A 12,157-nucleotide genomic window follows, 5' to 3' on the forward strand; every position below is an offset into this window, starting at 1 on the left:
CTCCAATTGAGTTTGGAGAGCAGGCAGCATAAGTGTTTTTTCTAAGTCTCAATTCGATGGGTCAGTTCAATGTAAAGGAATCGTTTTTTTATTTGGTTTTTTTATAGTCATTAATATGCTTTTTATGACGCTACCCGCAAAGATCTCCAAATAACGCGCTTTTATGTTATTCACATTACAAGTAATCAATCAAGGAACAAATACCCTTACCCAGCATCCATCTACATATTGAAATTCCCAATGTCCTGTCGAAGAAGATATGGCTGTTTCAAAGGTGACGTTTTGGTGGTGCAACACTTTTGGCGGTTCGTAATTCTTTTTTACTGTGATTTGTTTTTCCAAAAGGATTCCTCCTGTCTATTTGGAACATGAGCATGTTCCTTTGTCAAAATCATAGAAGTTGATTTTTTCTTTATTGCCGGCTTTGTCTGTGCTGTAGTATTCCAATGTGTGCGTTTTGTCGGCAGAGACATCAAAAGGTTTGGTATAGAGCTGCCAAGTGCCTCCGTTTATTCGGTATAATGTTTCTTTTACGCCTGTTTTATCATCTGATGCGATGTAAGTCACCGTCAAGGCTATGATATAGGCGTTCTTATCGTTAAAAATAGGAGTCATTTTATTTTTCGTAACCGGAGGAATCGTATCCGGATCGACGACTGTTATGGTAGCTGTGTCTGATAAGCTGCCATCCTCGGTTGTGACAGTGATGATAGCCTGACCTACACCGACAGCATGGACTACTCCGTTAACGACGGTAGCGACTTTTGGATCTGATGTAGTCCAGGATAGATGCTGGTTTGTTGCATTGGACGGCAGAAGTGTTGCTTTTAGCGTTTGATCTGCATCACCTAGGTTGAAGCTCAATGTTTTCGGATCAAGCGAAACGTCTGTCACTGGCGAGGTAACCTTAACTGTTGTCTCATCTGTAAAACCGCCGTCTTCGGTTGACGCGGTAATGATGGCTGTTCCGGATCCGACAGGGTGGACGACACCGTTATCAACGGTCGCAACACCCGTATCCGAACTTGTCCAAGTTACCTTCTTGTTGGTCGCATTAACGGGTGAGATCGATTCTGTTAAGGTTTTATCTTCTCCGCCAACAATAAGCTCAAGTGTGTCCGGGGAGACCAATACTCCAGTGACTGGAACGGTCACATTAATCGTTGCTGAAGCTGAAAAGTGGCCATCTTCCGTTGTAACCGTGATAATGGTTTGACCTGGTCCGATAGGATGGACGGTTCCATTTTCTATTAAAGCTACACTTGCATCGTAAGTTGTCCAAGTGACGTTCTTGTTGGTTGCATTGGCTGGTGAAATTGTTTCAGTTAAGGATGGTTCTTTTCCGCCAACCGTCAAGTTTAACTCGGCTGAATCAAGTGTAATGCCAGTAACAGGTACGGTCACCTTAATATGTGTGGAAGCTGTGAAGCGGCCATCCTCGGTTGTAGCGGTGATGACGGCTTGGCCTGGTCCGACAGGGCGGACGATTCCTTCATCAACGGTTGCGATACTTGAATCTGAGCTTGACCAAAGGACCTTCTTGTTAGTCGCATTGGCTGGTGAAACCTCGGCATTTAAAGTTTTATCTTCTCCGCCAACCGTTAGATTCAAGGATTCCGGGCTAATCTTGACGCCAGTTACTGGAGCTGTCACGGTAACTTTAGCTGTATCCTCGATTTTACCATCAACGGTCGCGACAGTGATGGTAGCCACACCTGGTCCTACAGGATGGACAATGCCATTGTTTACCGTTGCCACACTTGAATCGGAAGTAGACCATATCAAGATTTTGCTTGTGGCATTGTCTGGTGTGACGTCAGCCGTTAAGGTTTCATCTTTTCCACCAACAGTAAGGGTTATATTTTTTGGATTAAGCGATAGGCTTTTAACGGGCACTAGCATACTCGGACAGACTGTCACCAGCGACCAATCGAAGTGCCCATTGTTAGTGAAAACCTTGATAATGGTGATGCCTGGACTTTTCGCCTGGATGACACCGTCTGAAACTGAAGCTACTCTTGGGTTGAAAGAAAACCAAGCAAGCTCTTGATCAGTCGCATTCACTGGCAGTACTTTAGCTGTTAATTGTGCTTCTTCGGAAACAGTAAGATTTACTAGTTTCGGCTTTACTGCCACACTTTTCACGACAATCCGATCACTTACCATGACTTTGGTTTTTGCTTTAAAATTCCCATCCATCGTCGTTACGGTAACGGTTGTCGTACCTGGACCTTCCGGATGGACAACACCGCTGTTGGTAACCGTTGCGACTTGAGGATTGGATGTTGACCAAGTAACCTTCTTATTTGTCGCATGAACAGGTTTGATCGATTCAACAAGTTCGACATCTTTATCATTGGCATTCATGCTTATAGTCTCTGGAGCTAATGAAATTCCTGTCACATAAACAGGTTTACTGCCTTTTCCACCTCCATTTGTCGCAAAAGCCTGCGTGTTTCCCGTCAACCATAAAAAAAGGATAACAAGCGTAAAAATGCCAAGCGTTTTACAATTCCTTGCTAATGACATCAAAATTTCCCCCTGTACTAAATGTTTTTCTCTATGCTTACTAGTCTAGAAGCCACCCCTTTCATACTGAAGCTATTATTTATAAAGAATAAATCCAGAAAATAACAGGATGTTGGTAGTGGTATGTTTTCCTTACTCATTCGTTATATCAATCGTATCGACTAGAACTAATTACCTGATATTTTTTTAGAATACCACCGTTCTTCATAAAGAACAATATAAGTTTAGAAAAATACTGAGATTCGCTTTATTTACACTATATTAGCGTTTATTTTAAAGATTTGTTCATTATATTCTTTTATTTTTTTGGTCAAACAAGCAAAAATGTTCTTTAAAAAGAATTTACAATGAACTATAATTACGAATATAGGAGTATTATCCTAAAATCCAGGGTGCTCTTGATAAAATGATGAAGGGAAGCTGCTATGAAAATATTACACACTAAAATAGGGGATCATTTCATTCAATTTGAAAATGCTCCTCTATACTTATTTAAGATGTTCCGGGAACTGGCGGAGGCAAACCATCAACCTGACCTTACTGTAACGATCCAGCTGGACTTTGGTGTACCTTTTTTGAATGATGATGTGAGAGAAGATAGGCAAGCGGATCGAATTTATTTTCGAAGGTCGGATTATTTGGTGGAAGTGGAGGCAGCATTTCAATATGCAGAAATTTCAGCTTATGATGAATTGGCTCTTAAGCATGCACTAATCAATTTATACAGTTCATTCATCGTCCATCATGGATGGGGACTGCTGCTTCATTCTTCATGTGTGATAGAAAATGGGGAAGCCCATATTTTCACAGGTCATTCTGGTGCTGGAAAATCAACGGCAGCAGTATTATCTTTTCCACGTAATCTGCTATCGGACGAAGCGACGATTTTAAAGATTTCAGCCGGAAAAATGGAAGTATTTAATTCCCCATTCAGAAGTGAAATCCCATCTGGTGGGGAAGAAACAGTTTTCCCGTTAGGAAGCATACAAGTCTTGCATCAGTCTCTACAAAACCAAAGGATAATCCTGCCAAAATCCGATTCGCTCATAACCATGATTGATAAGGTGTTTTACTGGTCAAATCTTCCGGCACATAAAAAGGTGATTTTAGACATGTTAGTGGAAATGGCAAAAAAGGTACCCATATATAACCTCTTTTTTCAAAAAGACAATACGTTTTGGGAGTTGATTTCGTAATGGTCCAATATATTCAATGTTCTACTGTGGAAGCAACACAACTTGATGAGGAGTGGATAATTTTACATACTGAAAATTTCACAGTGACAAAGCTAAATGAAATTGGTGGTTTTTGCTGGGGACTTCTAAATCAAGCACAAACTGTCGACTCCTTGGTCCAGTCTTTAAGTGATCAATATGTCGCGATGGAGGAGATTTCTACACGTGACATCGAAAGCTATTTATTGGGTTTACTACATTTTAGGTTAATTCAGCATGTTATTTGACAAGGAAATTGTTGAAAAAAGAAGGTTCAATTACTTTACCTGCACAAGGAAGTAGTATGTATCCTTTTATAAAGAACGGAGAGGTTTGTAACTTTACTGTTTGCCTTCCGTCATATTTGAAAAAAGGGGATATCGTATTGTTTTATGCTTCATCAAGTCGATTGATCGCACACCGATATTATAAAGAGTTGAAAGATGATGGGAAGCGGAGATATCTTTTCAAAGGTGATACAAATGTATGCTTTGATGAGCCAATCTACCCGGAACAAATTGTTGGAAAATTGGTTTATGTCCAGAAACGGAACTACAAACTGCTTGTTACAGGTTTTCTAGCTAAAGCGTGGGCAGGATCGATCCTTCATTTCCCCTATTTGTCAGATATGCTTCGAACCTACTTACATATACAACAACGGGAGAAGGGGAGACGATCGCAATGAAGCCAACGTTGCTGCAAGTTTTATATGAACCACAAATAAAGCTGCCTATTGACTTTAAATATTATTGGCAGCTTCTTAATGAAATGGAAAAGTCAAAAATACATGCGCAAGCTTTGTTTATATTGAAGCAGAATGGGAGATTAAAGGGTACACCAGCATTCTTTCAGCAAGCACTACATGAAAAATTTCAGAGTATACTTTATCAAAATATTTTGATGAAAAATCAAACAGAACGATTATTATGTGAGTTCGAAAGAGGTGGCTTGGATGTCATTCCTTTAAAGGGTACATCTTTTTCTGAAAAGCATTTCGGCCATATTGGAGCTCGGCCTACGTCTGATATTGATTTACTCATAAAAGCATATGACATGGAGGAAGCTACAAATATCGTTAAACGTATGGGGTATGCACAGAAGGAAAAACAAGTCCCTAATCATTTTCATACAGCTTTTAGTAAGGAGCTTCCTGGTTCTGAAATTCCTCTAACCGTGGAACTTCATTGGGATTTATTGAAGAAGGATACTACAAATTTGGAAATCAGTGAGTTTTGGAAGGAAGCCTATCCAATCGATGACTCCGTGTATGTTAAACAGCTTTCCGATTACCATCTTTTCTATATGATTTGTCTTCATGGGTGGCGGCATAACATGAATTCCTTAAAGTATTTCATTGATATCATTCAACTCATTTTGAACCTGAATATTGATTATAAAAGATTGATAGATGATGCAACGCGCCACAAAACAAAAAAAAGAACCATCAGGACGTTATCGATTGTCTATGAACAGCTGCCAATCCTGCAATCCATAAATGAGTTTACAGAAAAAATACCCACCTTATACAACCAAAGAAATTCCCCGATTAAAAAGTATGCGGACTTCATTGATTATTCTTTTCTTAGCTTTGATTCACCAAAACATAGCATCATCGAAATTTATCATATGTTATCTTCCAAATACTAAATTAGAGTAGTGACCAATGCTTTCACTTTTTATCAAAATATGATAAATCCTGCTTTTTTTTCATTAGAAATAAAGAAATCCCATCAGAAATATTGTATAGTAATAGTAAAGCTTCGAACAAACATTCGTTTCTTGGAGGCAACATGACTTCATAGTGGAACAGGAGAGAGACATTGAACGGTACAGCACACATGGCCATAGGGGCAACAGTTGGATACTTAACGGCAAATTCACTACAAACGGATCCGACCACCACATTATTTTTAGTTGGGATTGGGGGCGTTTCCGGTCTCATGCCCGACATGGATATTGACGGAAAGTTAAGCAATAGGATAACGTTTTCCCACAAGTTCATCCGAACCCTGGCTCAAACGGTAGGAATGCTTATGATCATTTATAGCATTTTGGAAGGTTATGAAAATGAAAAGTGGATCGGTGCAGGGGCAGGAATCGGAATTATCATTATATCCTCATTCATTACACAAAGGCATATGCTGACTCTTAGTGGATTAGGGGTTTTAGGCGTTGGAATGTCACTGCAGGAGAATTGGTTATGGCTGTTGGGTCTCTATATGATTCTAGCATCGTTTACACCTCATAGAAGTTATACCCATTCGGTCGCAGGGATTGTGTTCTTCGGCATCATCGCGTTTCAATTCGAGGCAGCAATGAAAATTGACGGGATTTTCACTACATGTCTATTCGGGTATATCAGTCACTTAATCGCAGATATGAAATTCTTGCCGTTTAATAAACGGGGAGTTAAGTTATTTTTGCCCTTCTACTCTAAGGAGTTTTAACAGTGGTTGATTCAACCACTGTATTTTTTGCTTTCTAGCATGGTGGATGCTGAAATTCGACTTTTTTTTCGTTTTTTCCTGGTGTTTCTACCTATATCTACTAAATGTAACACAATTGTAAAGACCCTGTGATGCCATTGAGATGCATTTTCTAGTATATTAAGTTTAGCAAATCACATCAGGGGGTAAAAAATTTGTTCAAGAAAATTGTCGTCGGATTGTCATTAGCTATTATGCTTGGGTCAGCAACCTTCACAGGGAGCCAAGCCGAAGCAGCGTCATATCATACAAAAGCGATTACAGTCGCCAAAAGTGAATTAGGTACGAAATATAAAATGGGTGGCATTTCACCATCAGGTTTTGATTGCTCGGGTCTAGTGAAATATTCTTACCAAAAGGCTGGCAAGACTTTACCTAGAACTGCTGCTGAAATATATAAAAAAGGTAAGTCAGTTAAAACGCTGCAAAAAGGGGACTTAATGTTCTTTGCACCAAATAAAGCGAAAAAGCCGACACATGTGGCTATATACATTGGTGATAATCAATTCATACACTCTGCATCTTCTAAAGGAGTGTCATATGCCAAAACCAATAATACATATTGGAAGCCGAAGTACATAGGTGCCAAACGCTTATAATGTTTTCATATACAAAAGCATGAGACTTGATGAAGTCTCTTTTTTTTGTTTGCACTTTCAATCCCCTGCATTACTTCCACATTGAACAGGCTGGATAAGCGTAACCCATAGTTAAATCCCAGCCATTCGAATTTCCTTTCTGCATTCTTCACCAACGCAAAAATAAAGGTGGCTATATAAGGGTAGCGTTTCGTAAATCGCTTATCCTTCAATGCCCTTTCTTCATTATGAATTCCAAATCACACCTTAAGGTTTCCCTTATGTGGCCAATGCCAACCAACGGTGCTAGCATCCCGATGAAAGTACTTTAGTTATGGAGCTGCACTCGTAATTTTTCATACGTTCTTTATCCAGCTGCAAAACTCATGCCTAATATGAATCAATGTGAAGCGGGTAACCAATTAAAATGAACCATATAGTTTCTATGCAAAAATGCGAATCATTTGACTGTCGTTCGATCATTTATTATGCTAAGCAAACCCATTCAGGATCTCCAACATTTACCCTGAAATATGGTACATAGAAATAAATCCAGATTTGGTTAAGAAATCCCAAGACAAAATGATTGAAAGTCAAAGTTGGTCAATGTATAATAAGTTCACAAGGTCAAAGAAGGTCAAAGTTTTTATTCATAATTTAAAAGGAGGAGTACTACATGCTTTGTGAAAAATGCGATGTAAACCAAGCTAATATTCAAGTCCATCTAAATATGAATGGTCAGGAGCATGATTTGAAGCTGTGCTCCACTTGTTATAGAGAAGAGCGAAAGAAACTGGGAGCGGCAATGGGAGGAATCGATACTGGAAAAGCTCAGTTCAATGGTTCCCACCATCCATTCAACCCATTTAATTATAATGAAGCATCCCAACCGGATTCTGTTACGCAAAGTGAAGAAGGCGGTTTGCTTGAGGAATTTGGAAGCAACTTGACCGATGCAGCAAAAGCGGGTCTCATAGATCCGGTCATCGGCAGGGATGATGAAATAAAACGAGTGATAGAAGTACTGAATAGACGTAATAAAAACAATCCCGTTTTAATTGGTGAACCTGGGGTAGGTAAAACAGCCATTGCGGAAGGATTGGCTCTCGCCATCGCTGGAGGCTCTGTTCCTGCTAAATTGCGTAATAAGCTGGTTTATATGCTCGACGTTGCCTCTCTTGTAAGCAATACCGGAATTCGAGGTCAATTCGAGGAACGGATGAAGCAGCTGATCAGTGAATTACAGACAAGAAAAAATATCATTTTATTCATTGATGAGATACACCAACTTGTCGGTGCCGGTTCAGCTGAAGGATCTATGGATGCCAGTAACATTTTGAAACCGGCACTTGCCAGAGGTGAACTGCAACTTGTCGGGGCAACTACATTGTCTGAATATCGAAAAATTGAAAAAGATGGAGCACTTGAACGACGTTTTCAACCGGTACAGGTTGATGAGCCGACAACGGAAGAAGCACTTGCCATTTTAACAGGATTAAAAGACAGCTATGAAGCTTATCACGGCGTTACTTATAGCGAGGAATCATTGAAAGCGGCCGTGGATTTGTCAAACCGTTACATTCAAGATCGTTTTCTGCCAGACAAGGCCATTGATTTAATGGATGAAGCAGGTTCCAAGTTGAACCTGACAATTGAAGATGGTCAAGAAGAGGATATGAAAGAGCGTCTTGCCCAAATCTACAAAGAAAAAGAATTGGCTTTAAAAGAAGAAGCGTACGAAAAGGCGGCAACGCTTCGTGATGAAGAAGAAAAGCTTGAAAAATTGTTGCAATCAGGTAGTAATTCAGTTAAACCAATCGTCACCACTGAAAACATCCAAAAAATCATCGAACAAAAAACCGGTATACCGATAGGCAAATTACAGGAAGATGAGCAAGAGAAAATGGTTCATCTTCAAGCCCAGCTGATGAATAAAGTCATCGGCCAGGAAGAGGCCGTCATGAAGGTTGCAAAAGCTGTCCGCAGAAGCCGGGCTGGGTTGAAATCGAAAAACCGTCCTACAGGTTCCTTCCTATTCGTTGGACCGACTGGAGTCGGTAAAACGGAATTGGCCAAAACGCTTGCTGACGAAATGTTTGGAGACAAAGACGCGATGATCCGCCTTGATATGAGTGAGTTCATGGAGAAACATAGTGTTTCCAAGTTAATTGGCTCACCTCCTGGATATGTTGGACATGAAGAAGCCGGACAATTAACAGAAAAGGTACGCCGGAAACCGTACAGTATCATCTTATTGGATGAGATTGAAAAGGCACATCCTGATGTTATGCACATGTTCCTGCAAATTTTGGAAGATGGCAGGTTAACTGATAGTCAAGGTCGAACTGTTACTTTCAAGGACACTGTCATCATCATGACAAGCAACGCCGGTGTTGGAGAAAAACAAAAAGTGATGGGCTTCGGCACAAGTACAGCTGTGGAAGAGGCTTCCATCCTCCAATCATTGGGCAGCTTCTTCAAGCCTGAATTCTTGAACAGATTCGATAGCATCATCGAATTCTCCGCATTGAAGAAGGAAGACCTTCTCCAAATCGTTGATATCATGCTTGAGGAGCTTGACGAAACACTGGCTAATCAAGAATTATCCTTAATCGTAACGGAAGAAGCGAAACAAAAACTGATTCAAATGGGCTATCATCCGACATTCGGTGCGAGACCGCTCCGCAGAGTTCTTCAGGAACAACTCGAAGACGGCATTACGGACTTCATTTTTGAGCAGCCTGAAGTGAAGAAGTTCAGTGCAATTGTTGAAAACGACCTTGTGAAAATTATTAAAACACCATAAAGAGTACTAGAAATGCCTCCAAGACCGTAAAACTGTTATGGAGGCATTTTTTTCTTTTAGGCTTTTTTTTGCATCCTTAATTCTGAATGTTCTCTATAATCCAGAGTTTACAGCGTCAATCCAAGGGAATCCATAGTGTAGGAGAAGCAAAATATCCTATGCAGGGCCATTAGATAGATATTAAACGAATTCCTGTTTTGAATTGGGAATTTCGATGGGGGAATGACCTATTAAAGATTCAGTTTATTTTGAAGAAGAAAATATCAATAATCGAAACGCGGCTGATGTAGAAACGGATAATTCATCGCTTTCACTTCCTGTTGCTAATATTCATCCACTAAATCCGGAAGAATTGGATCGCCTCTATTTTTTTGATGGAAAAGACCTAGGTAATACCTACCGTCAAGATAAAACGGCTTTCAGGGTATGGGCACCTGCTGCATCCCAAGCTAAGCTTGTTACGTATGATCAATGGAATGATTCAGAGGGCCTTGAAATGGAGATGAGTCGTTCTGAAAAGGGGACCTGGACAGCGGAATTAACCGGCGATCATGATGGGCTGATTTATACATATAAAGTGAAGATAGGAGAGGAATGGAGTGAAGCCGTCGACCCTTATGTTCGCGCAGTCACGGTCAATGGAGATAAAGGGGTCGTGGTAAATTTGACTGACACGAATCCCCGAAAATGGACCCGTAACAAACCGTCTCTTGAAAAAGCGGAGGACATCATCATCTATGAGTTACATACAAGAGATTTGTCGATTCATCCGGAGAGCGGAATCAAACAGAAAGGTAAATTCCTGGGCGTGATTGAAGAAGGAACAAAAGGTCCTAATGGTGTGAAGACAGGGCTTGATCACATAAAGGATCTGGGTGTAACTCATGTGCAATTAATCCCGGTATTCGATTTTGCCACCGTCAATGAAACGAAATTAAATGAACCGCAATACAATTGGGGCTATGATCCGAAAAATTATAATGCACCAGAAGGATCTTATTCGACAGACCCGTATCAACCAAAGGCAAGGATCAGGGAGTTGAAGGAATTAATCCAAACCCTACATGATCATGGCTTGCGTGTCATCATGGATGTCGTCTACAATCATGTTTATTCTGTGAGTGATTCCAATTTCAATAAGCTTGTCCCTACCTATTTTTTTCGCTATAACGCAGACGGCACCTTATCGAATGGCACTGGTGTAGGTAATGACACCGCTTCTGAACATAAAATGATGCGTAAGTTCATCGTTGAATCGATCACGTATTGGGCTAAGGAATTTAACCTCGACGGCTTTCGGTTTGATTTAATGGGGGTTCATGATGTGGATACGATGAATGAAGTGAAAAAAGCGATTGTAGAAATTGATCCGACGATCATTGTTTTGGGCGAAGGCTGGGATATGGATACTCCATTGCCAAAGGAACAGAAGGCGAACCAAAAAAATGCCAATAAAATGCCTGGTATCGCTCATTTTAATGATGCGATCAGGGACGGGTTAAAAGGTTTTGTGATGGATAAGCACGATAAAGGATTTATCAATGGGAAACCAGGAATGGAAGATATCATAAGAAAGAGCATTGCTGCTGGCCTGCACTACGATGACCAACTTGCAACCTATCAAACACCGAACCAAGTCATCAACTATGTTGAAGCACATGATAACTACACCTTATGGGATAAGCTTAACATCACTAATCCAGAAGCTACCGAAACTGAACGTAAACAGATGCATAAATTAGCTTCCGCCATCGTTCTGCTATCTCAGGGAATACCGATGATCCATGCCGGACAAGAATTTATGCGCTCGAAGGAAGGCGATGAAAACAGCTATCGATCACCTGACCGGATTAACCGTTTGGATTGGAAAAGAAGGGCTGATTTTAATACCGAAGTCGAATATATTAAAGGCTTGATTTCGCTAAGAAAAAATTTCAAATCATTCAGATTGAGCACACCTGAAGAAATCGAACAGCATTTACAATTCATTGATGCCCCACCGAATGTGGTTGCATTTACATTAAACCAGCAGGATTCAACAATTGCCGTGATTCATAATGCAAATCGGGATGCGATAACATTTTCTCTTCCTCACGAAGGTGAATGGTCCGTATTAGTGGATGGTAAACGGGCGGGCCTGGAGGAAATTGAAAGGATTAAAGGGAATCAAATAACCGTTGATCCATTAAGTTCGTTTGTTTTAAAACAAATTTGTAATTGATAATCTTAAAGTAGAAGTGAGTGAATACTTTCACTCACTTCTACTTTGTTCATTAGCTGAAAAGATTTCATTTTTTTCAATTTTACTATACACGTTACGCAAAATGATGTCGGTTAGAAAATATTAAACGAACTTGCATTTCCCTTTTTAGAGGCAGAGAAAGTGCATATAAAAACTGATGGTGCTGACGACATACTGGACTATAAATAGAAAGTTTACAAATGTTTTATGAACAAATTTTTATTGGTTACTACTGGATTTGAGTCAATATTTTGGACACTAAAAGGTTAAATCTTAAGCTGTATTCCTAATTCGATCTTCAA

General features: G+C 40.1%; 9 protein-coding genes and 1 pseudogene. 8 read left to right on the forward strand and 2 right to left on the reverse strand.

The features are described 5' to 3' along the window. Positions 1 to 189: 189 nt before the first annotated feature. The gene (locus ASU00_RS25620) at positions 190 to 342 is read right to left on the reverse strand and encodes a hypothetical protein (RefSeq protein ID WP_161809785.1); all 153 of its coding nucleotides are present in this window, start codon (positions 340 to 342) and stop codon (positions 190 to 192) included. Between the two features lie 15 nt (positions 343 to 357). Then, positions 358 to 2,529: an Ig-like domain-containing protein gene (locus tag ASU00_RS23610; RefSeq protein ID WP_057915884.1), complete on the reverse strand. Its 2,172-nt coding sequence runs from the start codon at positions 2,527 to 2,529 to the stop codon at positions 358 to 360. A gap of 425 nt (positions 2,530 to 2,954) precedes the next feature. On the opposite strand from ASU00_RS23610, the gene ASU00_RS23615 reads away from it, so the two are divergent. The 8 genes and pseudogenes from ASU00_RS23615 to pulA form a co-directional block, all read left to right on the forward strand. Then, positions 2,955 to 3,725 carry a hypothetical protein gene (locus ASU00_RS23615; protein WP_057915885.1) on the forward strand — a complete coding sequence of 257 codons (771 nt, stop codon included), beginning with the start codon at positions 2,955 to 2,957 and terminating at the stop codon, positions 3,723 to 3,725. Continuing rightward, the gene (locus tag ASU00_RS23620) at positions 3,725 to 3,991 is read left to right on the forward strand and encodes a PqqD family protein (protein WP_057915886.1); all 267 of its coding nucleotides are present in this window, start codon (positions 3,725 to 3,727) and stop codon (positions 3,989 to 3,991) included. The genes ASU00_RS23615 and ASU00_RS23620 overlap by 1 nt, the downstream gene beginning before the upstream one ends. Positions 3,992 to 4,128: 137 nt before the next feature. After that, complete coding sequence (locus ASU00_RS23625) at positions 4,129 to 4,428, forward strand: hypothetical protein (RefSeq protein ID WP_152983837.1); 300 nt, start codon at positions 4,129 to 4,131, stop codon at positions 4,426 to 4,428. Further along, a complete protein-coding gene (locus ASU00_RS23630) occupies positions 4,425 to 5,390 on the forward strand; it encodes a nucleotidyltransferase family protein (RefSeq protein ID WP_057915888.1) in 966 nt (321 codons plus the stop codon). Before ASU00_RS23625 ends, ASU00_RS23630 begins: the two co-directional genes overlap by 4 nt. Positions 5,391 to 5,563: 173 nt before the next feature. Next, positions 5,564 to 6,190 carry a metal-dependent hydrolase gene (locus tag ASU00_RS23635; protein ID WP_057915889.1) on the forward strand — a complete coding sequence of 209 codons (627 nt, stop codon included), beginning with the start codon at positions 5,564 to 5,566 and terminating at the stop codon, positions 6,188 to 6,190. A 233-nt stretch (positions 6,191 to 6,423) separates the two neighbouring features. After that, positions 6,424 to 6,828, forward strand: a complete 405-nt coding sequence (locus ASU00_RS23640) for a C40 family peptidase (RefSeq protein WP_057915892.1) — start codon at positions 6,424 to 6,426, stop codon at positions 6,826 to 6,828. Between the two features lie 655 nt (positions 6,829 to 7,483). Beyond that, the gene (locus ASU00_RS23645; RefSeq protein ID WP_057915890.1) at positions 7,484 to 9,613 is read left to right on the forward strand and encodes an ATP-dependent Clp protease ATP-binding subunit; all 2,130 of its coding nucleotides are present in this window, start codon (positions 7,484 to 7,486) and stop codon (positions 9,611 to 9,613) included. Positions 9,614 to 9,950: 337 nt separating this feature from the next. Further along, positions 9,951 to 11,834, forward strand: a pseudogene (gene pulA / locus ASU00_RS23650) (type I pullulanase); the annotation flags it as partial. Positions 11,835 to 12,157: the final 323 nt, after the last annotated feature.

Source organism: Peribacillus muralis (assembly GCF_001439925.1).
In the GTDB taxonomy this organism is placed as follows: domain Bacteria; phylum Bacillota; class Bacilli; order Bacillales; family DSM-1321; genus Peribacillus; species Peribacillus muralis.

Coding starts and splice junctions, on each gene's coding strand:
- ASU00_RS23640 (WP_057915892.1), top strand. CDS start 6,424: ATGCTTGGGTCAGCAACCTTCACAGGGAGCCAAGCCGAAGCAGCGTCA.
- ASU00_RS23610 (WP_057915884.1), bottom strand. CDS start 2,529: ATGTCATTAGCAAGGAATTGTAAAACGCTTGGCATTTTTACGCTTGTT.
- ASU00_RS23620 (WP_057915886.1), top strand. CDS start 3,725: ATGGTCCAATATATTCAATGTTCTACTGTGGAAGCAACACAACTTGAT.
- ASU00_RS23630 (WP_057915888.1), top strand. CDS start 4,425: ATGAAGCCAACGTTGCTGCAAGTTTTATATGAACCACAAATAAAGCTG.
- ASU00_RS23615 (WP_057915885.1), top strand. CDS start 2,955: ATGAAAATATTACACACTAAAATAGGGGATCATTTCATTCAATTTGAA.
- ASU00_RS23645 (WP_057915890.1), top strand. CDS start 7,484: ATGCTTTGTGAAAAATGCGATGTAAACCAAGCTAATATTCAAGTCCAT.